Source organism: Mesorhizobium sp. WSM1497, from assembly GCF_001672455.2.
Lineage (GTDB): Bacteria > Pseudomonadota > Alphaproteobacteria > Rhizobiales > Rhizobiaceae > Mesorhizobium > Mesorhizobium ciceri.
Window position 1 is genome coordinate 3,619,746 of the sequence record NZ_CP021070.1, and the last position, 23,451, is coordinate 3,643,196.

At 63.8% G+C, this 23,451-nt stretch carries 23 protein-coding genes; 15 read left to right on the forward strand and 8 right to left on the reverse strand.

Annotation, left to right across the window (positions count from 1 at the left end):
- The first annotated feature begins 240 nt into the window (after positions 1-240).
- The 6 genes from A9K65_RS17570 to A9K65_RS17595 all read left to right on the forward strand — a co-directional run bounded on the left by A9K65_RS17570 (position 241) and on the right by A9K65_RS17595 (position 7,656).
- Positions 241-1,515, forward strand: a complete 1,275-nt coding sequence (locus A9K65_RS17570) for an efflux RND transporter periplasmic adaptor subunit (RefSeq protein ID WP_064993777.1) — start codon at positions 241-243, stop codon at positions 1,513-1,515.
- A complete protein-coding gene (locus A9K65_RS17575; RefSeq protein ID WP_064993776.1) occupies positions 1,512-4,673 on the forward strand; it encodes an efflux RND transporter permease subunit in 3,162 nt (1,053 codons plus the stop codon). The genes A9K65_RS17570 and A9K65_RS17575 overlap by 4 nt, the downstream gene beginning before the upstream one ends.
- Positions 4,674-4,752: 79 nt before the next feature.
- Entirely contained in the window at positions 4,753-5,376 is a 624-nt protein-coding gene (gene nthA, locus A9K65_RS17580) for a nitrile hydratase subunit alpha (protein ID WP_064993775.1), read from the forward strand.
- A complete protein-coding gene (nthB, locus tag A9K65_RS17585; RefSeq protein ID WP_064993774.1) occupies positions 5,373-6,032 on the forward strand; it encodes a nitrile hydratase subunit beta in 660 nt (219 codons plus the stop codon). The genes nthA and nthB overlap by 4 nt, the downstream gene beginning before the upstream one ends.
- Complete coding sequence (locus tag A9K65_RS17590) at positions 6,019-6,384, forward strand: nitrile hydratase accessory protein (RefSeq protein ID WP_198327503.1); 366 nt, start codon at positions 6,019-6,021, stop codon at positions 6,382-6,384. Before nthB ends, A9K65_RS17590 begins: the two co-directional genes overlap by 14 nt.
- A 144-nt stretch (positions 6,385-6,528) precedes the next feature.
- A complete protein-coding gene (locus A9K65_RS17595; RefSeq protein ID WP_063168263.1) occupies positions 6,529-7,656 on the forward strand; it encodes an ATP-dependent RecD-like DNA helicase in 1,128 nt (375 codons plus the stop codon).
- On the opposite strand, the gene A9K65_RS17600 is transcribed toward A9K65_RS17595, so the two are convergent.
- Positions 7,649-8,071 carry an STAS/SEC14 domain-containing protein gene (locus A9K65_RS17600; protein WP_013531056.1) on the reverse strand — a complete coding sequence of 141 codons (423 nt, stop codon included), beginning with the start codon at positions 8,069-8,071 and terminating at the stop codon, positions 7,649-7,651. The two genes, A9K65_RS17595 and A9K65_RS17600, sit on opposite strands and share 8 nt — an antisense overlap.
- A 134-nt stretch (positions 8,072-8,205) precedes the next feature.
- Between A9K65_RS17600 and A9K65_RS17605 the strand changes: the two genes are divergently transcribed.
- Positions 8,206-8,946 (forward strand): pyridoxine 5'-phosphate synthase, encoded by a 741-nt coding sequence (locus A9K65_RS17605; protein WP_064993772.1) that lies wholly within the window; start codon positions 8,206-8,208, stop codon positions 8,944-8,946.
- A 103-nt stretch (positions 8,947-9,049) separates the two neighbouring features.
- Complete coding sequence (locus tag A9K65_RS17610; protein ID WP_013531058.1) at positions 9,050-10,969, forward strand: potassium transporter Kup; 1,920 nt, start codon at positions 9,050-9,052, stop codon at positions 10,967-10,969.
- Between the two features lie 185 nt (positions 10,970-11,154).
- On the opposite strand, the gene A9K65_RS17615 is transcribed toward A9K65_RS17610, so the two are convergent.
- On the reverse strand, positions 11,155-12,048 hold the full coding sequence (locus A9K65_RS17615; RefSeq protein ID WP_064993771.1) for an SDR family oxidoreductase: 894 nt from the start codon (positions 12,046-12,048) through the stop codon (positions 11,155-11,157).
- 135 nt (positions 12,049-12,183) lie between these two features.
- Between A9K65_RS17615 and A9K65_RS17620 the strand changes: the two genes are divergently transcribed.
- Both A9K65_RS17620 and A9K65_RS17625 read left to right on the forward strand, forming a co-directional pair.
- The gene (locus A9K65_RS17620) at positions 12,184-12,594 is read left to right on the forward strand and encodes a helix-turn-helix domain-containing protein (RefSeq protein ID WP_013531060.1); all 411 of its coding nucleotides are present in this window, start codon (positions 12,184-12,186) and stop codon (positions 12,592-12,594) included.
- Positions 12,595-12,638: 44 nt separating this feature from the next.
- Entirely contained in the window at positions 12,639-13,934 is a 1,296-nt protein-coding gene (locus A9K65_RS17625; protein WP_084015796.1) for an NAD(P)/FAD-dependent oxidoreductase, read from the forward strand.
- On the opposite strand, the gene A9K65_RS17630 is transcribed toward A9K65_RS17625, so the two are convergent.
- On the reverse strand, positions 13,882-14,628 hold the full coding sequence (locus A9K65_RS17630) for a glutathione S-transferase family protein (RefSeq protein ID WP_064993770.1): 747 nt from the start codon (positions 14,626-14,628) through the stop codon (positions 13,882-13,884). The genes A9K65_RS17625 and A9K65_RS17630 overlap by 53 nt on opposite strands.
- A gap of 99 nt (positions 14,629-14,727) precedes the next feature.
- On the opposite strand from A9K65_RS17630, the gene A9K65_RS17635 reads away from it, so the two are divergent.
- The 3 genes from A9K65_RS17635 to ilvC all read left to right on the forward strand — a co-directional run bounded on the left by A9K65_RS17635 (position 14,728) and on the right by ilvC (position 17,137).
- Positions 14,728-15,186 carry a MarR family winged helix-turn-helix transcriptional regulator gene (locus A9K65_RS17635; RefSeq protein ID WP_064993769.1) on the forward strand — a complete coding sequence of 153 codons (459 nt, stop codon included), beginning with the start codon at positions 14,728-14,730 and terminating at the stop codon, positions 15,184-15,186.
- A gap of 117 nt (positions 15,187-15,303) precedes the next feature.
- Positions 15,304-16,017: a TetR/AcrR family transcriptional regulator gene (locus A9K65_RS17640; protein WP_244514306.1), complete on the forward strand. Its 714-nt coding sequence runs from the start codon at positions 15,304-15,306 to the stop codon at positions 16,015-16,017.
- Between the two features lie 100 nt (positions 16,018-16,117).
- Positions 16,118-17,137, forward strand: a complete 1,020-nt coding sequence (gene ilvC / locus A9K65_RS17645) for a ketol-acid reductoisomerase (protein ID WP_013531065.1) — start codon at positions 16,118-16,120, stop codon at positions 17,135-17,137.
- 107 nt (positions 17,138-17,244) lie between these two features.
- On the opposite strand, the gene A9K65_RS17650 is transcribed toward ilvC, so the two are convergent.
- Positions 17,245-17,811, reverse strand: coding sequence for a BA14K family protein (locus tag A9K65_RS17650; protein ID WP_013531066.1), 567 nt, complete (start codon positions 17,809-17,811; stop codon positions 17,245-17,247).
- A gap of 189 nt (positions 17,812-18,000) precedes the next feature.
- On the opposite strand from A9K65_RS17650, the gene A9K65_RS17655 reads away from it, so the two are divergent.
- Both A9K65_RS17655 and A9K65_RS17660 read left to right on the forward strand, forming a co-directional pair.
- A complete protein-coding gene (locus A9K65_RS17655) occupies positions 18,001-19,113 on the forward strand; it encodes an endonuclease/exonuclease/phosphatase family protein (protein WP_013531067.1) in 1,113 nt (370 codons plus the stop codon).
- Between the two features lie 3 nt (positions 19,114-19,116).
- Positions 19,117-19,833: a hypothetical protein gene (locus tag A9K65_RS17660; RefSeq protein ID WP_064993768.1), complete on the forward strand. Its 717-nt coding sequence runs from the start codon at positions 19,117-19,119 to the stop codon at positions 19,831-19,833.
- On the opposite strand, the gene A9K65_RS17665 is transcribed toward A9K65_RS17660, so the two are convergent.
- The 4 genes from A9K65_RS17665 to A9K65_RS17680 all read right to left on the reverse strand — a co-directional run bounded on the left by A9K65_RS17665 (position 19,830) and on the right by A9K65_RS17680 (position 23,429).
- Positions 19,830-20,072 (reverse strand): hypothetical protein, encoded by a 243-nt coding sequence (locus tag A9K65_RS17665; protein WP_013531069.1) that lies wholly within the window; start codon positions 20,070-20,072, stop codon positions 19,830-19,832. The two genes, A9K65_RS17660 and A9K65_RS17665, sit on opposite strands and share 4 nt — an antisense overlap.
- A gap of 132 nt (positions 20,073-20,204) precedes the next feature.
- On the reverse strand, positions 20,205-21,422 hold the full coding sequence (locus A9K65_RS17670; RefSeq protein WP_064993767.1) for an ABC transporter permease: 1,218 nt from the start codon (positions 21,420-21,422) through the stop codon (positions 20,205-20,207).
- The gene (locus A9K65_RS17675) at positions 21,419-22,132 is read right to left on the reverse strand and encodes an ABC transporter ATP-binding protein (protein WP_063168254.1); all 714 of its coding nucleotides are present in this window, start codon (positions 22,130-22,132) and stop codon (positions 21,419-21,421) included. The genes A9K65_RS17670 and A9K65_RS17675 overlap by 4 nt, the downstream gene beginning before the upstream one ends.
- A 4-nt stretch (positions 22,133-22,136) precedes the next feature.
- Positions 22,137-23,429, reverse strand: coding sequence for an efflux RND transporter periplasmic adaptor subunit (locus A9K65_RS17680; protein ID WP_064993766.1), 1,293 nt, complete (start codon positions 23,427-23,429; stop codon positions 22,137-22,139).
- Between the last annotated feature and the right edge of the window lie 22 nt (positions 23,430-23,451).

Consider the following 23,451-nt stretch of genomic DNA (forward strand, 5'->3'; position numbering starts at 1 on the left):
CGCGCACATTCTGGTCGTCTCAGGCCGGAAGACGATGGCTCGCAAGCCGTCGGATGGGAATTCAGCCCGCGTTGCACATCCATTGTGCAGTGCACATTAAATCTTCGTAATGCCGTGTTTTGGCCCTTTTCCGACAAAGGCGCGTCCTATCTATTCGGCGAAATCGCGGCAACGGGCCGTGATTTGCGCTAGAGTAGAACCATCGGACCACGACGTGTCGGGTGGAGAGGGCCTTTGACCATGCGTGGAAAAGTCGTTCTTTCGTTGCTTGCCGTCGCCTGTGCGGGCGCGGCCTGGCTCTATGTGTCTCCGGACGCGCTGAGCAAGGCTCAGCAGCTCATCGGCGCAAAGCAGGTCGCTGCCGCGGACAAATCGGCAACCGGCAAGCCGGCAGCGGGCGACAAGGCGGCAGGTGGCGGCGGTGCCGCCCGCTCGGCTTCCATCCTCTCGGCCGTCGCCTCGACAGCCGATTTCCCGATCCGGCGTTATGCGATCGGCTTCGTCTCGTCTCCCGCCGTCGTCAACATCAACGCGCGGGTGTCCAGCCAGATCGTCTCGATCGACGTCAAGGATGGGCAGATGGTCAGGGTCGGCGACGTTCTGTTCTCGCTCGATGACCGGGCGCTGAAGGCGCAGCTTGCCAAGGATCAAGCGGCGCTCGCCAAGGATCAGGCGATGCTCGCCAGCTCGCAGTCCGATCTCCAGCGCGCCAAGGATCTGGTTGCCAAGCAGGCCGGCACGCAGCAGACCTACGACCAGGCCGTCGCCGCGCAGAAGGCTGCCGCTGCGACCGTTGACGCCGACAAGGCGACAATCGACGCCGACAATGTCCAGCTTGGCTTCGCCACGATCACGGCGCCGATTTCCGGCAGGCTGGGTGCGGTCAGCGTCGCCGTCGGCGATCTCGTCACCGTCAGCAATGGCAACAGCAGCACGGCGACCCCGCTGGTGACCATCACCCAGATGGACCCGCTGCAGGTCAACTTCAATCTGCCGGAAAGCAATCTCGCCCTGCTGCACAAGGCGCTTGCCAATCCGCAGCAGGGCGCGGTGACACTGACCAAGGATGGTGACCCGACGCCGATCGGCAAGGGCACGCTCGATTTCGTCGACTCCAGCGTCGACACCGCGTCGGGCACTATCGCGACGCGGGCAAGTATTCCCAATGCCGACCTTTCGCTATGGCCCGGCCAGTATGTGAATGTCGTGCTCGACGCCGGCATCATGCCGCAGATGACATCGGTTCCTACTGTCGCGGTGCAGCCAAGCCAGAAGGGCCCTTTCGTCTATGTGGTCAAGCCGGACAACACGGTCGAGATGCGGCCGGTGCAGGTGGCGCTGACCGAAGGCGACAACAGCGCCATCAGCCAGGGGCTGAAAAGCGGTGAGAAGGTTGTCACCGAGGGCCAGACACGGCTGAAGGACGGCGCCGCGGTGCATGAAGGCAAGACCACGGCGGGTGCCGCTGCGCCCAAGGTGGCCGAGGCGACCAGCGCCGGCGAGGCCGCCCAATGATTTCCGAATTCTGCATACGCCGGCCCGTCGCCACCCTTCTGATGTCGTTCGCCCTCGTGCTGGGCGGGCTGTTCGCCTACAAGTTCCTGCCGGTGGCGGCACTGCCCAGCGCCGAATTCCCGGTGGTCAACGTCTCGGCCTCGCTGCCCGGCGCCTCGCCGGAAACCATGGCGACATCGGTGGCGACGCCGCTGATCAAGCAGTTCGCCACCATCGCCGGCATCGATTCGATCTCGACCACCAACTCGCTTGGCCAGACCTCGATCGCCATCCAGTTCGTGCTCAACCGCGACATCGACGCGGCGGCGGCCGACGTGCAGGCGGCGATCGCGCGCACGCAGAAATCATTGCCGCCGCAGATGACGGCGCCGCCGAGCTATCGCAAGGTCAATCCGGCCGACGCGCCGATCCTTTTGATGTCGCTGGTCAGCGACACGGTTCCGCTGACCGACCTCGATGCGTTCGCGGAAAACGTCATCTCGCCGTCGCTGTCGACCATCGACGGCGTGGCGCAGGTCTCGATCTTCGGCCAGCAGAAATACGCGGTGCGCATCCAGATCGACCCGACCGCGCTTGCCGCACGCGGCATCTCGATCGATCAGCTGCAGGCGGCGGTTGCCTCGGCCAACAGCAACACGCCGCTCGGCGTGCTCCAGAACGACAAGCAGCAGCTCACCATCACCGCCAACACGCAGCTGACCGACGCCGCCGGTTTCTCCAACATCATCATCGCCACCAAAAACGGTCACCCGGTACGGCTGGGCGAGGTGACCCGCGTGGTCGATTCGGTGCAGACGACCACGACGGCGAGTTGGTACGATGGCACCCGCGCGATCATCATGGCCGTGCAGCGTCAGCCCGACGCCAACACTGTCGACGTCGTCGACAAGGTCAAGGCGATGCTGCCGTCCTTCAAGGACCAGATGCCGGCCGCCGCCGACATCAAGCTGCTTAACGACCGCTCCAGTTCGATCCGGCAGGCGGTCAGCGACGTGCAGTTCACGCTGCTGCTCACCATTGCCCTGGTCATCATGGTGATCTTCGTGTTCCTGCGCCGGGTGACGGCGACAATCATCCCGGCCGTGGCGGTGCCGATCTCGCTGATCGCCACGCTCGGCGCGATGTTCCTGTTCGGCTTTTCCATCGACAACATCTCGCTGATGGGCCTGACGCTGGCGGTCGGCCTCGTCGTCGACGACGCCATCGTGATGCTTGAAAACATCTTCCGCCACATGGAGGAGGACGGGCTGTCGGCCTTCGACGCCTCGCTGAAGGGCGCGCGCGAAATCGGCTTCACCATCATCTCGATCTCGATCTCGCTGGTGGCGGTTTTCATCCCCGTGCTGCTGATGGGCGGCGTCATCGGGCGCATCTTCAACGAGTTCGCCGTGGTGGTGACGGTCGCCATCCTGGCGTCGATGTTCGTGTCGCTGACGCTGACGCCGATGCTGTGCTCGCGGCTGCTGTCGGTGACCAAAGCCGACCGCGACAAGCATGGCCCCGGCCACAAGCAGGACCTCGTCACGCGCGGCTACGACAGGGTCTTGAGCTTCTGCCTTCGGCACACCTTCCTGGTGTTTCTCGTCTTCGTCGGCACCGCGGCAGCGTCGGTGTGGCTGATCCAGACTTCGCCGAAGGGTTTCTTCCCGCAGGAGGACATCGGCCAGATATCGGTGACCACCATCGCACGTCAGGACATCTCTTTCGACGCCATGTCCAGGCTGCAAGGACAGGTCGCCAGCGTCTTCTCGCATTCGCCCTATGTCGACCATGTGGCGTGGTCGGCGGGCAGCGGCAACAATGCGCTCAACCAGGGGCAGCTCTTCGTCCAGCTCAAGGGCAAGGACCAGCGCCCCGATATCGAGAAGGTGCTTTCGGATCTGCGCAAGCAACTGGCCGGCGTTGCTGGCATCGAGACCTACATGCAGCCGGTGCAGAATTTGAGGCTGGGCTCGCGGTCGTCCGCAAGCGCCTACCAGCTCGTGGTTCAGGGCCTTGATACCGGCCTCACCGATATTTGGGCGCAGAAACTGAACGACGCGATGGCGGCCGACCATGCGAACTTCACCGACGTCACGAGCGACCTGCAGAACAATGCGCTGCAGGCGACGCTGGTGGTGGATCGCGACAAGGCCGCCCAGCTCGGTATCGATACCGACACGTTGCGCTCCGCCCTCTATGGCGGGTTCGGTACCGACCAGGTTTCGACCATCTTCGGTTCGGCCGACAGCTATGAGGTCATCACCGAGCTCGATCCCAAGATCGAGTGGTCGCCCGAGCGGATGCTGGCCATCCAGATGAGGACGGCGAGCGGCAGTCTTGTTCCGCTCGGCGCCTTCGCCCGCGTCGATCGCACGGCCGGCGCCCTGACCGTCAACCAGCTCGGCCAGCTTCCAGCCGTGACCATCTCCTACAATCTGCCGCAGGGCGTGGCGCTGGGCGACAGCGTGACGCGCATCAATGCGCTGAAAGAGCAGATCGGCATGCCGACGGTGATCTCGACGACCTTTGCCGGCACGGCCAAGACCTTCCAGGATTCGCTGGCCAACCAGGGTTTTCTGGTCGGCGGCGCAATCCTGACCATCTACATCGTGCTCGGCATCCTCTACGAAAGCTTCATCCACCCGCTGACCATCCTCACCGGCCTGCCATCGGCCGTACTGGGAGCGGTCGTTGCGCTGCGCTTCGCCGGCATGGATCTGTCGGTCATCGCGGTGATCGGCATCCTGATGCTGATCGGCATCGTCAAGAAGAACGGCATCATGATGGTCGATGTCGCGCTCGAACTGCGACGAGAAGGCATGTCGGCGACCGAGTCGATCCACAAGGCCTGCCTGATGCGGTTCAGGCCGATCATGATGACGACGCTGGCGGCACTCATGGGCACATTCCCGATTGCGCTCGGCACCGGCGCCAGCGCCGAACTGCGCCAGCCGCTGGGCGTTGCCGTTGTCGGCGGCGTGCTTGCCTCGCAGGCACTGACCCTGTTCGTGACGCCGGTGATCTATGTCTACATGGAGAATTTCTCGGGCTGGCTGGTCGGGCTTTGGTCGAAGCGCAAGGGCGAGCCGGGCTCGGTCGAAGCGGGGGATCAGCCCTCGCTGTTCAAGCCCAGGGAAGACATGCTGCCCGAGCCGCAGCGGGCGGCCGCCGAATAGGGGGTAGAGCTGGCGCCATGGTCCGTTGGCCCAAGCCGTCGCGCTTGCGGCGGCATCACTGCAAACGTAGTTTGTAGCCATGTCACACGATCATGACCACGACAACGAACTCGATCCGTTTGCCGCCCGCGTGCGTGCGCTGGAAACCATCCTGACCCAGAAGGGGCTGATCGATCCGGCGGCGATCGACGTCATCGTCGATACCTACGAGACCAAGATCGGGCCGCGCAACGGCGCCAGGGTGGTGGCCAAGGCCTGGAGCGATCCTGCCTTTGCCGATTGGCTGAAGCGCGACGCGACGGCGGCGATCGCATCGCTGAGCTATACCGGCCGCCAGGGCGAGCACATGCAGGCGGTGTTCAACACGCAGGATACCCATAATCTCGTCGTCTGCACACTGTGCTCCTGCTATCCGTGGTCGGTGCTTGGCCTGCCGCCGGTCTGGTACAAGGCGCCGCCCTATCGTTCGCGCGCGGTGATCGATCCGCGCGGCGTGCTGGAAGAGTTCGGGCTGACGCTGCCGGCGGACAAGAAAATCCGCGTCTGGGATTCCACTGCCGAGCTGCGCTATCTCGTCGTGCCGATGCGGCCCGAGGGTACCGAGGGCTGGAGCGAGGAGCGGTTGGCGGAGCTGGTGAGCCGCGATGCGATGATCGGCACCGGCCTGGCCCAAAGACCTGGAATAGAGGGGCAGCCGGCATGAACGGGCCGCAAGATCTCGGCGGACAGATGGGGTTCGGCCCGGTCGCGCCGGAAAAGGACGAACCTTACTTCCATGCCGCCTGGGAAAGGCGGGCGCTCGGCGTGACGCTGACTGCCGGCGCCATGGGCGCCTGGAACATCGACGAGAGCCGGCATGCACGGGAATCGCTGCATCCGGCTGTCTACTATTCATCGAGCTACTACGAGATATGGATCAAGGCGCTGGAGGTGCTGTTAAAGCGCCATGGCTTCGTCAGCCAGCGCGATCTCGAAGCGGGCAAGGCAGTCGATCCAGCAGCGACTCCCAAGAGGGTGCTGAAGGCGGAAAACGTGCCCGCAGTGCTGGCCAAGGGCAGCCCTTGCGACCGGCCGGTGGCGCAAGCGGCGCGGTTCAAGGCGGGCGACGCCGTGCGGACCAAGAACTTCAACCCGACCGGCCACACGCGGCTGCCACGCTACGCACGCGGCAAGCACGGCGTGGTCGAGGCGGTGCACGACGGTTTTGTTTTTCCCGACAGCAACGCGCATGGACACGGCGAAAATCCGCAATGGGTGTACACCGTGGTTTTCGAAGGATCGGAGATCTGGGGCGAGGGGGCCGACCCGACGCTAAGCGTGTCGATCGATGCCTGGGAGACCTATCTTGAGCCAGCCTGAGGTGAATGGTCCCACCGCCGATTTGCCGCCTGGCGTCGAGGCCCCGGTGTTTGCCGAGCCGTGGCAGGCCGAGGCCTTCGCCATGACGGTGGCGCTGCACGACAAGGGCCTGTTTTCGTGGAGCGAGTGGGCGCAGGCGCTGTCGAGCGAAGTGAAAAGACCGGGCGCCGCAGCGGACGGCCATGATTATTACGAACATTGGCTGGCGGCGCTGGAAAGCCTGCTTGCCTCGAAGGGACTGGCTGCCAAGTCGGATGTCGACGCGATGGCTGAGGCCTGGGAGCGCGCCGCGCATGCCACCCCGCACGGCAAGCCGATCCTGCTGGAGAACGATCCCCAGCGGATTCGATAAGGTCTGGGGTGAGCTTGTATGTTCCCTTTACGTTCTTGTCTGTGCCTGATAGCCTGACCCGTCGGCGGCACTGAAGCGTCCCGGCGCATCGATGATGATGGCGGCTGTCTTGTCTTTCCCTTGCGAATCCGGTCTCTCGCGCTGATGGAATTCTCTCCCCAACAGGACGAGGCGCTGCAAGCGGTCGCCCGCTGGCTGAAGATCGGCCAGCCGCAGCTGTTCCGGCTGTTCGGCTATGCCGGCACCGGCAAGACGACGCTGGCGCGCTATTTCGCCGAGCATGTCGACGGCCAGGTGCAGTTCGCCGCCTTCACCGGCAAGGCCGCGCAGGTGCTGCGCTCCAAGGGCGCGGTCAATGCGCGTACCATCCATTCGCTGATCTACCGGCCGAAAGGCGAGGAATCGGTGTCGGACGAAATCACCGGCAAGACGTCGATGTCGCCGACTTTTTCGCTCAACCGGCAGAGCCCGATCTCGCGGGCCAAGCTGGTCGTCATCGACGAATGTTCGATGGTCGACGAGCAACTCGGCCGCGACCTGATGAGTTTCGGCACGCCGATCCTGGTGCTTGGCGACCCCGGCCAGTTGCCGCCGATCTCGGGCGGCGGCTTCTTCACCGACCACGAGCCGGATTTTCTGCTCACCGAAATCCACCGGCAGGCGCGCGACAACCCGATCCTGCGGCTGGCGCTCGATGTGCGCGAGGGCCGCGAGTTCATGCGTGGCGACTATGGCACGGCGCAGGTGATCGGCAAGGAAGACGTTACCCAGGAACTGGTGCTGAAGGCGGACCAGGTGCTGGTCGGCACCAATCGCACGCGGCGCCGCTACAATCAGCGGCTGCGCGAGCTCAAGGGCTTCAACGCCGACTATCCGCAGGCCGGCGACAAGCTCGTCTGCCTGCGCAACGATCCGGCAAAGGGCCTGCTCAACGGCTCGCTGTGGAAGGTGATGACATCGTCGCGCGAGACGGTGAAGCCCGGCATCAACCTTCTGGTGTCGCCGGAAGAGGACGATCCGGATCGCGGCGTCGCCAAGATCAAGCTGCTCAAGGCGGCGTTCGAGGATCCGGACGCCGATATCCCCTGGCAGCAGAAGAAGCGCTTCGACGATTTCGACTATGGCTACGCGCTGACCGTGCACAAGGCGCAGGGCTCGCAGTGGAACGAGATTGTGCTGTTCGATGAAAGCTGGGCCTTCAAGGAAACCCGCCAGCGCTGGCTCTACACCGCCATCACGCGGGCGGCCGAGCGGCTGACGATCGTCAGGTAGGGGCGCCGGATGCTGTTGCCCCGATAGGCTGTGCGGCAAGCCATTGCCAGGCGGCAGCCTCGTCCTCCGTCCTGAAATGCCTGATTTCGATGGGTGGTGAGGACGGCAGAAAGCGTTGTGCGTCCGCTATCCAGTCCGGTTCGCCGATCGTCGCGCAACGGTCGACATGTTCCAATGCATGAATGGCGCCCTGCTTCAGGGTCTCGTCAGCGATGTCGGCCCAGTCGACGCCGTCGTGGTCGACGAGGCGCACCAGCACATCGACGCGCGGATGCAGGGCGTAGGCTGCCTCCAGCAATCCGAAAAGATTTTCACCATCGGCCGCGGAAACGTGCCCGACGACATCGATGGCGAAAAGGTCGTCACGGCTGGTCTCGATACGGCGGATTGCCGGCACCTCATCAAGAAAATTCATCGGCGCTACCTTTCCCCGCTGGTTCATCAGGCTTGGAACACCCGAAACCCCCAGTCTGTTCCCACCAAAGGCATTACTGTTCCCGTCAAAGGCATTATAGGTGGGCGCGTCTAACGATTTCCGAGGCCACCCGCATGCCTGCAAAGCTCTCCGTCAACCTCAATGCCATCGCCATGCTGCGCAACCGGCGCGACCTGCCGTGGCCCAGCGTCACCGGCATCGGCCGCATCGCGCTGGCGGCCGGAGCGCATGGGCTGACGGTGCATCCACGCCCCGACGAACGGCATACAAGACACTCCGATCTGCCCGAGATCCGGTCGCTGATCGACGACGAGTTTCCGGGCGCGGAATTCAACATCGAGGGCTATCCGACCGAGGATTTCCTGTTGCTTGTGGAAAAGCATCAGCCCGAACAGGTGACTTTGGTGCCGGACGATCCGGCTCAGGCGACATCGGACCATGGCTGGAACTTCGCTACCCAGGCCGCGTTCCTCACACCGATCGTCAAGCGTCTGAAAAAGGGGGGCTTTCGCGTGTCGCTGTTTTCCGATCCGGACCCCGATTGGGTGGCGGCCGCATGCGACACCGGCGCCGACCGCATCGAGCTCTATACGGGTCCATACGGCAGCTATCACACAGATTCCGCCAAAGCGGCCAAAGAGCTGGAAAGGCTGGGAAAAACAGCCGACGCCGCGCTTGCCGCCGGGCTTCAGGTCAATGCCGGGCACGATCTGGTGGTCAGCAATCTGCCGGCACTTGCCAGGCGCATTCCGGCATTGGCCGAAGTGTCGATCGGACATGGGTTGACAGCCGACGCGTTGGAGTATGGCATGGCCGGCACGGTGGGTCGGTTCCTCAAGGCCTGCGGGTGGTAGCAATGGCAGCCTCGCATGGCAGGCATGGCTGCCATTACGCGACGGCACTTGATATTGCATTGCAGCAAGCGTAGAGCACCGCGCGCTTATCGGAGTGTCGTCCATGGCCCTTACCAATAATGGTAGTGAGGCAGAACCCGTCGAACAATCGAGCCATTCGGAAGTCGAACAGCACAGCACCAAGGTTCTGATGCTGGGCGCGCTCGGTGTCGTCTATGGGGATATCGGCACCAGCCCGATCTACGCCTTTCGCGAGGCGCTGGTGGCATCTTCCGGCGGAGAAGTGGCCGACCGCGGTGACATCCTGGGCGTTTTGTCGCTGATCATCTGGTCGCTGACCATCATCGTCACCATCAAATACATCATGTTCGTGCTGCGGGCGAACAACCGCGGCGAGGGCGGCGTGCTGTCGCTGATGGCGCTGGCGCGCGGCAGTTTCCCCAAGCGCTCGGCGCTGATGCTCGGCATCGGCATCGTCGGGGCGTCGCTTTTCTTCGGCGACGCCGTCATCACGCCGGCGATTTCGGTGCTGTCGGCGGTCGAAGGCATGAACGTCGTCACGCCGACCTTCCAGCCTTATGTCGTGCCGCTGACACTGGTCATTCTCGCCATGGTGTTCGCGGTGCAACGTTTCGGCACGGGCGGCGTGGGATTGGTGTTCGGTCCCGTGACGGCGGTGTGGTTCCTGGCGATCGGCCTTTCCGGCCTCAACCACATCATCGCCGATCCGGAAATCCTGTGGGCGATCAGCCCGCACTACATCGTCGCCTTCCTGATCAATTCGCCCGATGTCGCTTTCGTCACCATCGGCGCCATCTTCCTCGCCGTGACCGGCGCGGAAGCGCTCTATGCCGATCTCGGCCATTTCGGCCGCAAGCCGATCGTGCTCGCCTGGCTGTGGGTCGTGTTTCCGTGCCTGCTGCTCAATTATGCCGGGCAGGGCGCTTTCGTGCTGGCCAAGAACGGCGTCGTCGGCCATCCGTTCTTCGAAATGAATGAAGGCTGGACGCTGATCCCGATGGTCGTGCTGGCGACCGCCGCCACGGTCATCGCCAGCCAGGCGGTGATCTCAGGCGCCTTCTCGTTGACCAGGCAGGCGGTGCAGCTCAACATGCTGCCGCGCCTGGAAATTCTGCATACGTCGGAGAAACAGTCCGGCCAGATCTACATGCCGCGCGTCAACCTGCTGCTGGCGCTGGTGGTGATGATGCTGGTGGTGGGCTTCGGCGAGTCCAGCAGGCTGGCATCGGCCTACGGCATCTCGGTGACCGGCAACATGCTGGTGACCACGGTGCTGTTGTTTGTGGTCATGACGCGGATCTGGAAATGGAAGCTGTGGCTGGCGGTCTCGCTGACGGCGCTGTTCGGCTTCATCGACGTCGGTTTCTTTGCCTCCAACATCGTCAAGGTGTTTGAGGGCGGCTGGGCATCGCTGGCCGTTGCCTTCACCATTGTGCTGGCCATGTGGACCTGGGTGCGCGGCAGCCGCTATCTGTTCGACAAGACCCGCCGCAACGAGATCCCGCTCGATTTCCTCGCCGGCAATCTGTTGAAGAAGAAGCCGCAGCTGGTGTCAGGCACCGCCGTGTTCCTGACCAGCGATCCGCTCAGCGCGCCAACCGCACTGATGCACAGCCTGAAGCACTACAAGGTGCTGCATGAGCAGAACGTCATCCTTTCAGTGGTGACCGCGCCGCAGCCGGTGGTGCCCGACAGCGACCGGGTCAAGATGGAGACGGTCAACGAGCTGTTCATGCGCGTGACTCTGACCTTCGGCTACATGGAGCAGCCCAACATCCCGCGCGCTCTGGCGATCTGCCGCAAGCAGGGCTGGAAATTCGACATCATGACGACTTCGTTCTTCCTGTCGCGGCGTTCGCTCAAGGCCTCGCCCAATTCCGGCATGCCGGTGTGGCAGGACCGGCTGTTCATCGGCCTGGCGCGCACGGCGGCCGACGCGACGGAGTATTTCCAGATCCCGACCGGGCGCGTGGTGGAGATCGGCACTCAGGTGGCCATCTAGGACATGCCGATATTCAGGTGAGGCCGGCCTGCGAACGGCAGGTTCCTGCGCTTCCGGTACTCACGGACCAAGTGTCCGCTCCGTTCCGGTTCTCGGAACCCACATTCTCGGTCCAGCCTGACCTGAATCTCGACATGTCCTAGCGAATGAGCTGTGTCTTGCGGCACAGTCCATGTCACTCCGCTTCAACCGGCCAGCGCGGCCTTGTTCGCCTCGAGGAACTGCTTCAGCGTTTTTGGCTTGCGGCCGGAAAGCGTCTCGATCGCGTCGGTCACCATGGCGATGCGGCCGGAGCGCGTGTTGACGTCGAAGGACACGATGACTTCAGCAAAATCCTCGGGAACGCCTGATGCCTTTACCCCTTCGGTGAGCGCTTCATCCAGAACCTGCACGACATCGAGCGACTTGCCGGTGACCTCGCTTACCAGGGCGGCAATCTCTGCCGTGGTGTAGGCGTGCGGACCGGTCAAGGTGTAGGTCTTGCTTTCGTTTGAAGCGCCAGCGAGGCTGGCGGCGATCGCCGCTGCCATGTCGTCGCGCGCACCGTGGGCAATGCGCCCGTCGCCGGCCGACGTGTACCATTTTCCCGAGGCGATCGCGTGCGGCAGGGCCATGAACAGGTTCTCCTGGTACCAGCCGTTGCGGAAGATCGTGTAGGGGATGCCGCTCGCCTTGATCGCCTGCTCGGTGCTGTAGTGGTCATCGGCAAACAGGACCGGCGATACCGGCTCCGGATTGGGCATCGAGGTGTAGAGCAGATGCGAAATGCCGGCATTTTTGGCCGCGGCGACGGCATTTTCGTGCTGCTTCAGGCGCCTGCCGCTTTTGAGATCGAGATCGCCGGTCGAAATAATCAGCACCTTGTCGGCGCCTTTGAATGCGGTTTCCAGCGACGCCGCGTCGTTGAAGTCGGCGGCCCTGACAACGACGCCGCGCAGCGCCAGATCGGCCACGCTTTCCGGATTGCGTGTGGCGGCGATGATGTTTGCCGGTGGAACTTTGTGCTTGTCCAGGAGATATTGGATGACGCCGCGGCCGAGCTGGCCGGAAGCGCCGGTGACGAGAAGGGTTTCGGTCATGGAAGGTCCTGACATTGCGCCGCTAAGGCGGTTCGAGTGGCAGTCTCAAAAAGAGACCAGCACTAAAATAGGAATTGACCTGGTGCCGTAAAGAAGGCAGTTTTTCGGGAGGTAGGCACACGCAGGGAACCAGCCATGGACGGCAAGGTCATCAATCTGAAATCGAAGTTGGAGGTCTATAAGGCCATCTCAGGCGGCGGCAATATTGCCAATTGTCCGGTTCGCGAGGTCATTCAAGGGGTGAGCGGCAAATGGAGATCGCTGCTGATGATGGCGCTGGCTGAAAAACCCTATCGCTTCGGCGAGTTGCGGCGCCTTGTGCCCGACATTTCGCAACGCATGCTGACCCAGACGCTGTACGATCTTCAGCGCGATGGCTATGTGCATCGTGAGGTGTTCCCGACCAAACCACCAAGCGTCGAATACAGCCTGACCGATCTCGGGCGCTCTATGTTCGGCGCCTTTCATCAATTGATTCTGTGGGCCGAACTCAACCATGATGCGGTGCGCGCAGCGCGCGCCGATTTTGATGCGTCCCAGGCTTGAACGGCCGCCAAGGCCCAGGCTTGAACGACCGCTAAAGCCCCAGGGTGCGGCTTGATTTCGCCGGGCTGCTGAAGGATTGTCCCGGCCAGTTCGGCTTTGGGGGCATTGGCATTTCCTACGACATCGCAATAGCAGGCGCCGGGCCGGCGGGACTGGCCATGGCGCTCTATCTCAAGCGCGCCGGGCATCGGGTCACGGTCTTTGAACGCTTCGATGAGCCGAAGCCGGTCGGCTCCGGGCTGATCCTGCAGCCGACAGGGCTGACGGTGCTGGCCGATCTTGGCCTGCTCGACGACATGCTGGCGCTGGGCAGCCGCATCGACCGCCTGCATGGCGCCGATGCCACCACAGGCCGTACCGTGCTCGATGTCCGCTACGATGCGCAGCGCGGTGGCCGCTTCGGGCTGGCGGTGCACCGGGCGGCCTTGTTTGGCGTGCTCTTCCGCGCCGCCCAACGCGAAGCGATCGCCATCGAAACCGGCGTCGAGATCGAGGCCTTGGAGACGGGTGAACGGACGACGCTGATCTGCGGCAACGGACGAAGGGCGGGGCCGTTCGACCTCGTCATCGACGCCAGCGGTTCGCGCTCGAAACTGTGCCGCGCAAGCGCTCCAGGCGAGCCAAGACCACTCACCTATGGCGCGTTCTGGGCCTCGCTTGGCTGGCGCGGCGACGGTTTCGATGAGCGCGCGCTGCTGCAACGCTACGACAGAGCGAGCGTGATGATCGGCGTGCTGCCGATCGGCCGGCCGCAGCCGGGCGCTGAAAGGATGGCGGCATTCTTCTGGAGCCTGAAGCCGTCGGACGCCGATGAGGTGCGCGTCCTGGGCCTGGATGCCTGGAAGGAGAGGGTGATCCGGCTGTGGCCGCAGAGCGAGGCGTATGTCAGCCAGATCGACAGTTTCGACCAGCTCTCGCTGGCGCGCTATGGCCACCACACGATGAAGCGGCCGGTTGGGCGGCGGCTGGCCATCATCGGCGACGCGGCGCACTCGACCAGCCCGCAGCTCGGGCAAGGGGCCAATATGGCGCTGCTCGACGCCGCGGCGCTCAGCCATGCGCTGGCGCGGACGGACAGTGTCGAAGCGGCACTTGAAGCCTATGCGAGGGCGCGGCGCTGGCATGTCCGCATCTTCCAGGCGCTGTCGCTGGCGTTCACGCCGTTCTACCAGTCGGATTCGGTGGCGCTGCCCTTCATCCGCGACAGGCTGGTGGCGACGGTGGCAAAAATCCCGCCGGCGCCGCAGTTTCTCGCCTCGATGGTGGCCGGCACCGTAATCGACCCGTTCAAGCGGATAGGACTGGTCGAAGCGCGGTGGCCGGATCGTTTTGGCCAATGAGGCTCGAAAGGTACGATCCCTTTGCCCGCAGGAAGGCATGCAGGCGCTGCGGGTAGTCCGGCGCCACGGCTTGCCTGATCGACGGGCGTTCACTCAACGCCCGGCGCCATGCGCGGACGAGGGGCTTTCGGTCAAGAATGCCGAAATCACCGATCCGGTCGAAGACATCGAGATAGCGGAAGACCGGACCGTAAACGGCGTCGACCAGCGAGAAGTGCTTGCTGGCGAACCAGGGGCCGCCAGGCTCGTCCGCCAGCTCGGCTTCGAGACGGTCGAACATGGCGGACAGCGCGCTGGATTCGTCAAGGAAGCCGGCCTCGGTCGATGTTGAATAGAACCGGCCGATGGCATTGAGGGTTGCCGAACCGAACTCGATCCAGGCGCGATGCCGGGCGCGGGCATAGGGATCGGCAGGGTGGAGGGGATTGGCCTGCGTCTCTTCGAGGAATTCGAGGATGACGGCCGATTCGAAGATCACCGTTTCCTCGCCATTTCGCTGCACGCGCAGCAGCGGCACCTTGCCGAGCGGCGAGATCGCCTTGAACCAGTCCGGCTTGTTGGCGAGGTCGATATCGACGCGTTCGAACGGCACGCCCTTTTCGGTGAGCGAAATCGCGGCGCGCTGCACATAGGGGCAGAGGTGATGGCTGACGAGAATGAGCTTGTCGGCGCGTTTGCAGATTTCGTGTTTCATCGGATTGGCTTTCCCTGATTAATGCAATTGCATCTATGTAGATGCATATGCATTGATCGTCAAGCTTGATGCAATTGCATCTATCGTCTAAGGTGCGCCATGACCGAGAAAGCCGCGCCTTCGCCCGAAGCCATCAAGGCCTGGGCTCGCCTGATGCGCGTATCGCGCCAGTTGATGGAGAGCGCCGAAGAGGCGTTGAAGGCCGCCGGTCTGCCCCCACTTGCCTGGTACGACGTGCTGCATGAACTCGCCGAGGCGGGCGAGGGCGGGCTGCGGCCGTTCCAGCTCATCGAGCACACGCTGTTCGCGCAATACAACATTTCGCGCCTGCTGACCCGGCTCGAGGCCGATGGGCTCGTCGAGAAACTGCCGGTGGCCGATGACGGCCGTGGCCAGACCATCCGCATCGCGGCCAAGGGGCGAGAGACACGCCGCCAGATGTGGGCTGTCTACGGACGCTCGATCGCCGAACTGGTTGGCGCCAAACTGTCGGCGGATGAGCTGACCATGGTCTCGGCACTGCTTGGACGGTTGCGCCATCCGCCAGCCAGCGATTAAGCGAGCCTGTCGCGCCAGCGCCTGTCCATTTTGCAGATATTTTGCTCTCGTCCTCTTGCGCACGGCCTCGGATCGCGCAATATGCAGAACCGTAACGTACGGTACGGCTTATCGGGAATGCCGACCTTTCGAGAGAAGAGCGTGTTGCACATCGTGCCTGACATCGACACCAGCGAAGCGCTGACAGAGCGGCAGAAGGCCGTGCTCGACGCGGCGTTGCGGCTGCTGGTCGAAGAGGGCGACCAGCTGACCATGACCGCCGTGGCGCGCCGCGCCAGCTGTTCCAAGGAAACGCTCTACAAATGGTTCGGCGACCGCGACGGGCTGCTGACGGCGACGGTGCAATGGCAGGCCTCTAAAGTGCGGGTGGCACCGGTCGACCGCAAGGGGCTCGATCTTGCCTCGCTGACCGCGAGCCTCGAGCGCTTCGCCTCGGATTGGCTCAAGGTGATTTCCAGCGACACGTCGATCGCGCTCAATCGGGTGGCGGTCAGCCATGCGGGCTCCGGCAAGGACAATCTCGGCGCCGTGGTGCTGGAGAACGGCCGCTTCGCATTGGCCAAGCGGCTGAAGCCGGTGCTCGAGGCCGGCCGACGGACCGGGCTTTTGGATTTCGCGGATGCCGAGACGGCGTTCCGCACCTTTTTCGGGCTGGTCGCCCGCGATGTGCAGATCCGTCTGCTGCTCGGCGACCGGCTGGAATTGACTGAGGCGGCGATCGGCGGCGATGCCGCGCGGGCGACGCAGCAGTTTCTCGCTCTTCATGGAGCAACAACCGGCCGCAAGGCCCTAGAGCCGGATGATTTCAGGTCAAGTCGACCTGAAATCTGAATCCGTCTCTAAATCAAGAAGATAGAGCATGATGTCGTCCGAAAACCGCTTCACACTTTTCGGCATCATGCTCTGATTTATAAACGGGAAGGAAGACAAAATGCGCGTCTATTACGATCGTGATGCCGATCTCAATCTGATCAAGGGCAAGAAGGTCGCCATCATCGGCTATGGCAGCCAGGGCAGGGCGCATGCGCTCAACCTCAAGGATTCCGGCGCCAAGGAGATCGCCATCGGCCTCAAGGCCGGCTCGGCAACCGCCAAGAAGGTCGAGGCCGACGGTCTCAAGGTGATGAGCGTGGCGGACGCGGCCAAATGGGCCGACCTGATGATGATGGCAACGCCGGACGAACTGCAGGCCGACATCTACAAGAACGAGATCGCCCCGAACATCCGCGATGGTGCCGCGATCGCCTTCGCGCACGGCCTCAACGTGCATTTCGGCCTGATCGAGCCGAAGTCGACGGTCGACGTCGTCATGATCGCGCCGAAGGGTCCCGGCCACACGGTGCGCGGCGAATACCAGAAGGGCGGCGGCGTGCCGTGCCTGGTCGCCGTCAACCAGGATGCCTCGGGCAATGCGCTCGACCTGGCACTGTCCTACGCCTGCGGCGTCGGCGGCGGCCGTTCGGGCATCATCGAGACCAATTTCCGCGAGGAATGCGAGACCGATCTGTTCGGCGAGCAGGTCGTGCTGTGCGGCGGCCTGGTCGAGCTGATCCGGGCCGGTTTCGAGACGCTGGTGGAAGCCGGCTACGCGCCTGAGATGGCCTATTTCGAGTGCCTGCACGAGGTCAAGCTGATCGTCGACCTGATCTATGAAGGCGGCATCGCCAACATGAACTACTCGATCTCGAACACCGCCGAATGGGGCGAATATGTCTCGGGTCCGCGCATCATCACCGCCGAGACCAAGGCCGAGATGAAGCGCGTGCTGAAGGACATCCAGACCGGAAAATTCACCTCGGAATGGATGCAGGAATACCGCGCCGGCATGTCCCGCTTCAAGGGCATCCGCCGCAACAATGACAGCCACCAGATCGAGGAAGTCGGCGCCAAGCTGCGCGCGATGATGCCGTGGATTTCCAAGAACAAGCTGGTCGACAAGGCGAAGAACTGAGCGAAATCCACAAGCGCTCGAAAATAGCAGCTTCCATGAACAAGAAACGGCGCCACGTGGCGCCGTTTTTTCATTCTGTCGGTCAGCTCAGCTACAGGGCCAGCCCATCAATAGGGTGAGTAGCACTGCTGGCGCGGGCCGTTGTAGGGCTGGAACGTGTTGTCGTAGGCCCGGTACGACCGGTAGCGGTTGTAGCACCATTGGACATGGGCGCTCGAAAGCCGTCCCGCGCGGTAGTAGCGGCGCGGCGCCGGCCGGTCATAGTAGTCGTAGTTGTTGTACATGCTGCCGAGGCCAAGCCCCAGGCCAAGGCCCAGGATCGCGGCACTCGCGCCATCATCGTAGTAACGGCCGCCGCGATAGTGATGGCGACCATGGCGCCAACGCCAGTTGTCTCCACCATTCCAGTGACCGCCGCCGCCGTGCCAGTGCCGACGGCCGCCGTCCCAATTGCCCGACCGGCGCCATCTCCAATTGTCGTTGTTGAACTGACGGTTGTTGTTGCCGCCCGCCCAGCTGTCGCGGACCGGCGTGACATTCGGCGCCGCGGTGCTGGTGGGAATCGACAGGTCCGGTTGCATGATCGGGCCGGCGGCGGACGGTGCCGTGACGCCGGAGAGGATACCCAGGGCTAGCAGCCCCGATTTGACCGTGGAAGAAAAGAGCGAATTCATTGCACTCTCCAAGAGTTACAGGCCCCACGCCCACCCGAGGAATGGGGCAACAATGGATGTTTGCATCTGAACGGCGGATGAACGGAAAGGTTCCGTCAACCATGACGCGAACGCACCCAGGACCAATCGATCTCAGATGGTGATCCTGCGCGCTTGTTTTCCGAAGCACTTGCGGGCAAAGGTCATGGCATGTCGCTGCGCCTTGCCACCTTCAATGTCGAGAACCTGATGAACAGGTTCGATTATTCCGGCTATCGCAACCAGCTCAACGAGGATCGAACGCTGGCGCTGTTCGATATCCAGAGCGAGGCGGAATACAGGATGCTGGAGCAGGCCCGCGCCATCGCCCAATCCGACGACACGCGCCAGCTGACGGCGCTGGCAATCGCTGCCACCCGGGCCGACATCATCTGCATGCAGGAGGTCGACAACATCGAGGCGCTGAAGGCCTTCGAATATGGCTACCTGTTCAAGATGGTGGGGCAGGGCTACCGGCAGAAATACACCACATCGGGCAATGATTCACGGGGCATCGACGTTGCCGTGATGATGCGCAATGAGACCGCCCAGGGCCAGCCGATCGAATTCGTGCGCATGACCAGCCACGCCTATGTCACCTACGAGCAGTTCGGGCTGCACACGCCGGAACTCGAGGCACTGGGCAATCAGGCCAATGAGCGCATTTTCCGGCGCGACTGCCTGGAGATCGACGTCACCGTGGGCGGCGTGCCGCTGACGCTCTATCTCGTGCATTTCAAGTCGATGGGTTCGCCGCGCAACGGGCTCGACGGGCGCGAGGCGACGATGCCGGTGCGGATCGCGGAGGCGCAGGCCGTGCGGCGCATCATCGAGGAGCGCTTTGGCAAGGACTATGCCGCCGACAAACGCTGGGCAATCTGCGGCGACATGAACGATTACCGCCAGCGTGTGAAGGTGGCCGGCGATGCGATCGACGGCTATCGCTTCGAAGTCGTCGACGAAGCCCTGTCCTGCATCAACGTGCTGACGGCCGGCGGCTTCTGCGAAAACGTCGTCGAGCGGCGGCCGGAGATGAACCGCTGGAGTTTTTACCACACGCGCGGACCGGAAGAGCGGCATCTGTGCCAGCTCGACTACATCCTGCTGTCGAAGGGGCTCGCCGCCAGCAACGCGACGGCTGTTCCTGACATCATCCGCAACGGCCAGCCCTGGCGCACCATTTTTCCGCCGGGGCAGGAGGTCGACCGCTTTCCGCGTGCCGGCTGGGACCGGCCGAAGGCGTCGGACCATTGCCCGGTGGCGATCACGCTGGACATGACCTGACGCATGAGTTTCGACCTGCCACGCAACGTCATCCTGCCGGTCGACGCCATCGACGTCCGGCTCGATCCCGGTCCGCACCCGTTCGCAAGGGACAATGCAGAGGCGATCGCCGAGAACTGGCAGCACGAAATCGCTGCCAATCCGGCGCTGTTCGACGGCATGGTGGTGCTGCTGTCGCAGCTTGCCTGGCGCGACAGCCGTCTCGCCGGCCGCTGCCATGCGGTCAACTATTCGACTTTCATGCTGTGGCGGAAGCGGCGCGAGAATTCGGGCGCCGAGCATGCCTATGCCCATGCCATGCTGGTGGCTGCCGACAATGCGCTGGTGGCGATCCGCATGGGTCCGCACACGGTCAACGCCGGCCGCGTCTATTTTGCCGCCGGCTCGTTCGAGCCGGTCGATTTTCGCGATGGCCTGGTCGATGTCGATTTCAACATGATGCGTGAGGTGCGCGAGGAAACAGGGCTCGACCTGTCAGGTGCTGAACGCGGCAAGCGCTACCATGCCATGTCGACCAACAGCGGCACGGTGATCTTCCGCCGCTACCACGCGGCGGCGCCCGCCGACGAGATCGCCCAGCGCATCTCAGCCTTCGTCGCCACCGAAACCGAGCCGGAGATCGACGGGGCAGTGATCATCCGCCATGCCGCCGACCTGCCGGTCGGCCTGTCACCGCACATGAAGCCGCTGATCGAGTGGCATTTCGCAAACGGGAGTTAAGGGCGCGTCTTGTTCTGTGCCGCGTTGCGATCGTTGCGGGCGGCGACGAGGAACAGGATGAAGCCGATGCCCAGCAAACCGCCCATCGCCATTCCCATGGTCTGGCCGACGACTGCCTGAAAATCGGCTGTGACGCGATCGGGATTGGCCATGCCGAAGCGGGCGAGATACCACCAGATGCCTGCAAGGAAGGCCTCGATGACGACCATCGTCAGGATCAGTCGTGCCTTCTTGCTCATTGGCTATTCCTCCACCCAAGCGTGAATTGCCCTAGCATCATGAACGGCGCGGCGACAGTGGCGGGTAGCGTGGAAACGTCTAAGGCTGTGCAAAACCGGTCTGAGCGCTGGCCGCGTTCCGGCCGGGTTGCCCTATTCGTGCCTAAGTGCGTCGATCGGGTCGAGCCAGGCGCCGCGCAGCGCCGGGAAGAAGCCGAACACCATGCCGATCAGGGCGGAAAAGCCGACGGCGAGCAGGATCACCGCCGGGCTCGGCGCAAACGGGATGGTCAGCGTCACCGCGGCGAGGCCGGCCAGCGCCAGCCCGATCAGGATGCCGATAATGCCGCCGAGCAGCGACAGCACCGTCGCCTCGACCAGGAACTGGATCAGGATGTGCTTTTCATGCGCGCCGATGGCGAGCCTGATGCCGATCTCGCGGGTGCGTTCGGTGACTGACACCAGCATGATGTTCATGATGCCGATGCCGCCGACCAGCAGGCTGACGCCGGCGACGGCGCCCAGCATGCCGGTCATGGTGGTGGTGGCGCTGGCCATGGCGTCGGCGATCTGGGTCATGTCGCGGATGGCGAAATCGCTTTCACGATCGGGCGTGATGCGTCTGGCGTCGCGCAGAATGTCCTCGACGCGCGGCTGCAGCTCGCTGGTCGGCGTGCGGTCATCGGCGGCGATGTAGATGTTGTCGATGTCGCGGTTGCCGGCGATGCGGCGCTGGTAGGCGTGCAGCGGCATCAGCACGACATTGTCCTGATCCTGACCGAAGCCGGTATAGCCCTTGGGCTCGAGCAGGCCGATGATCTTGCAGGAGGTGCGGTTGACGCGGATGATCTCGCCCTCGGGATCGCCAGCGCCGAAGAATTGTTGGCGCACCGTCTCGCCGATCAGGCACACGCCGGTGCCCGAGCGGGTTTCGGAATCGCTGAACGGGCGGCCCGACACCAGTTTCCAGTCGCGCGCATCGAGATAGGCGCTGTCGGTGCCGGTGACGCCCGAGGTCAGGCTCTCGGTGCCGAAGATGACCCGGACCTGCTTTTGCGAAGCCGGCGAAATGGCGCGGGCGCCAGTCAGATGCGCAACCAGCGCCGCCAGCTCCTTTTCGGCCAGCGGACGCACCACCTGGTCGAGCCCGCCCGGGCCACCGGGACCGGCCGGGCGACCGGAGCGGACGACCAGCAGATTGCTGCCGAGCTTGGAGATGTCGGCCTTGACCTTCTGCGTGGTGCCCGAGCCGATGGTGAGCATGGCAATGACGGCGGCAACGCCGATGACGATGCCGAGCAAGGTCAGGAACGAGCGCAGCACGTTGCGGCGGATCGAGCGCAGCGACAGGCGGACGGTTTCCCAGATCATGGTTGTGCGATCTCCAGCTTCCTGGAATCGGAGGCGACGTGGCCGTCGAGGAAGCGGATGGTGCGTTCGGCATAGTCGGCGACGTCGGCCTCGTGGGTGACCATGGCGATGGTTAGGCCAAGCTCCTTGTTGAGCCGCGTCAGCAACTCCATGATCTCGTGCGTGCGGGCGGTGTCGAGGTTGCCGGTCGGCTCGTCGGCGACGAGCAGCGTCGGGCGCGTGACGATGGCGCGCGCGATCGCCACGCGCTGCTGCTGGCCGCCGGACAGTTCGGCCGGCGTGTGGTGCTCGCGGCCGACAAGGCCGACCTCCGCCAGGGCCTGCATGGCAAGGTCGCGGCGCTCGCGGGCGGCCACGCCGCGATAGATCAGCGGCAGTTCGACATTTTCGGCCGCCGTGGTGCGGGCCAGCAGATTGTAACCCTGGAAGACGAAGCCGACATAGAGGTTGCGCAGCATGGCGCGGCGGTTGCGGTCGAGGCGGCCGGCGTCGATGCTCATGAAGGAATAGGTTCCGGCCGTCGGCGTGTCGAGGCAGCCGATGATGTTCATCGCCGTCGACTTGCCGGAGCCGGACGGCCCCATGATGGCGACGAATTCGCCACGCCGGATGGCAAGATCGACGCCGGCCAACGCATGCACCTTGGCCTCGCCCTGGCCATAGCTCTTCCAGACCTTGTCGAAGGTGATGAGGGCAGCACCGGCGGCCACGGCATCAGCTCCGCTGCTGCGACGCGGTGATGACCTGTGCGCCTTCGTCGAGGCCCGAAATGATCTCGGTCAGTTCGCCGTCGGTGGAGCCGATCTTGACGTTGACCGGGTGCGGACGCCCGTTCTCCAGCACGTAGAGCGTGCGCGAGCCGTCGGTGGGCGCTGTCGCGGCCTGGCGCTGGCGGTTGCCGCCGGGGCGGCCCATGCGGCCGGTGAACAGGTCGCTGAGGCTCCAGCCGCGTGCGGCCTGCTGGGCAGGACGAAAGCGGAACGCGGTGGCCGGCACGGTGAGCACGTCCTTGGCCTGCTTGGTGACGACCGAAACGGTGGCGGTCATGCCGGGCCGCAGCAGCAGCTCGTTGTTGTCGACCTCGAGCCGCGCATTGTAGGTGACGACGCCGTCGGTGGTGACCGAGGCATAGGAGATGTCGCGGATCTCGGCATCGAACGGCCGCTCGGGGAAGGCATCGACGGTGAAGCGGGCATGCTGGCCGGATTTGACCGCACCGATGTCGGCCTCGTCGACCGCCGCCACCAGTTCCATGTTCCTGAGATCGGCGGCGATGATGAACAGCACCGGCGCCTGCAGCGAGGAGGCGACCGTCTGGCCGGGATCGACCGAGCGCGTCAAAACGATGCCGTCGATCGGCGCATAGATGGTGCTCTTGGCAAGGTCGGTCTGCTGCGCCTTGAGGTCGGCCTGGGCGATGGCGAGGTTGGCCTGCGCACTGTCGAGAGCTGCCTTGGAACGGTCGCGCGTGGCGGTTGCTGCTTCAAGCGACTGGTCGGTCGCCATTCCGCGCTTGGTGAGCGCTGCGGCGCGGACAAGCGCCTTCTCGTTTTCGGCCAGCGTAACCGCGGCGTCCTCGACATTGGCGGCGGCGGCCTTGGCCGAAGCTTCGGCGCGCTCGATCTGGACTTCGAGTTTCACCGTGTCGAGTGTCGCCAGCACGTCACCCTTCTTGACCTGCTGGTTCTCCTCGGCCGAGACCGAGCGGATGATGCCGGACAGTTCGCTTGAAATATCGACCTGGGTGAGTGGCTGCAGCGTGCCGGTCGCCGACACCGCGACGGTGAGGTCGGCCTTGGCGGCAGGCACGGTGGTGTAGTCAATCCTGGCCGGCGAGCCGGCATACCATTGATAGACGCCAAGCCCGGCGACGAGCACGATCAGCGCCAGCAGCGCATAGAGCCACCCACGACGGCGCGATCTGCGCCGGCCTGTCTGGTCGAGCCCAAGCGCCGTCTCGATGGCGGAATCCGATTCCGTCTTTGGCAGATTGACAATCTGGTCCACGCTGGACCCCTATAACGCGCAA

Bases quoted from the DNA above. Each gene is read 5' to 3' on its own strand.
- A9K65_RS17570 (WP_064993777.1), top strand. From the start codon at position 241: ATGCGTGGAAAAGTCGTTCTTTCGTTGCTTGCCGTCGCCTGTGCGGGC.
- A9K65_RS17575 (WP_064993776.1), top strand. From the start codon at position 1,512: ATGATTTCCGAATTCTGCATACGCCGGCCCGTCGCCACCCTTCTGATG.
- nthA (WP_064993775.1), top strand. From the start codon at position 4,753: ATGTCACACGATCATGACCACGACAACGAACTCGATCCGTTTGCCGCC.
- nthB (WP_064993774.1), top strand. From the start codon at position 5,373: ATGAACGGGCCGCAAGATCTCGGCGGACAGATGGGGTTCGGCCCGGTC.
- A9K65_RS17595 (WP_063168263.1), top strand. From the start codon at position 6,529: ATGGAATTCTCTCCCCAACAGGACGAGGCGCTGCAAGCGGTCGCCCGC.
- A9K65_RS17600 (WP_013531056.1), bottom strand. From the start codon at position 8,071: ATGAATTTTCTTGATGAGGTGCCGGCAATCCGCCGTATCGAGACCAGC.
- A9K65_RS17605 (WP_064993772.1), top strand. From the start codon at position 8,206: ATGCCTGCAAAGCTCTCCGTCAACCTCAATGCCATCGCCATGCTGCGC.
- A9K65_RS17610 (WP_013531058.1), top strand. From the start codon at position 9,050: ATGGCCCTTACCAATAATGGTAGTGAGGCAGAACCCGTCGAACAATCG.
- A9K65_RS17615 (WP_064993771.1), bottom strand. From the start codon at position 12,048: ATGACCGAAACCCTTCTCGTCACCGGCGCTTCCGGCCAGCTCGGCCGC.
- A9K65_RS17620 (WP_013531060.1), top strand. From the start codon at position 12,184: ATGGACGGCAAGGTCATCAATCTGAAATCGAAGTTGGAGGTCTATAAG.
- A9K65_RS17630 (WP_064993770.1), bottom strand. From the start codon at position 14,628: ATGAAACACGAAATCTGCAAACGCGCCGACAAGCTCATTCTCGTCAGC.
- A9K65_RS17635 (WP_064993769.1), top strand. From the start codon at position 14,728: ATGACCGAGAAAGCCGCGCCTTCGCCCGAAGCCATCAAGGCCTGGGCT.
- A9K65_RS17640 (WP_244514306.1), top strand. From the start codon at position 15,304: ATGCCGACCTTTCGAGAGAAGAGCGTGTTGCACATCGTGCCTGACATC.
- ilvC (WP_013531065.1), top strand. From the start codon at position 16,118: ATGCGCGTCTATTACGATCGTGATGCCGATCTCAATCTGATCAAGGGC.
- A9K65_RS17650 (WP_013531066.1), bottom strand. From the start codon at position 17,811: ATGAATTCGCTCTTTTCTTCCACGGTCAAATCGGGGCTGCTAGCCCTG.
- A9K65_RS17655 (WP_013531067.1), top strand. From the start codon at position 18,001: ATGTCGCTGCGCCTTGCCACCTTCAATGTCGAGAACCTGATGAACAGG.
- A9K65_RS17660 (WP_064993768.1), top strand. From the start codon at position 19,117: ATGAGTTTCGACCTGCCACGCAACGTCATCCTGCCGGTCGACGCCATC.
- A9K65_RS17665 (WP_013531069.1), bottom strand. From the start codon at position 20,072: ATGAGCAAGAAGGCACGACTGATCCTGACGATGGTCGTCATCGAGGCC.
- A9K65_RS17670 (WP_064993767.1), bottom strand. From the start codon at position 21,422: ATGATCTGGGAAACCGTCCGCCTGTCGCTGCGCTCGATCCGCCGCAAC.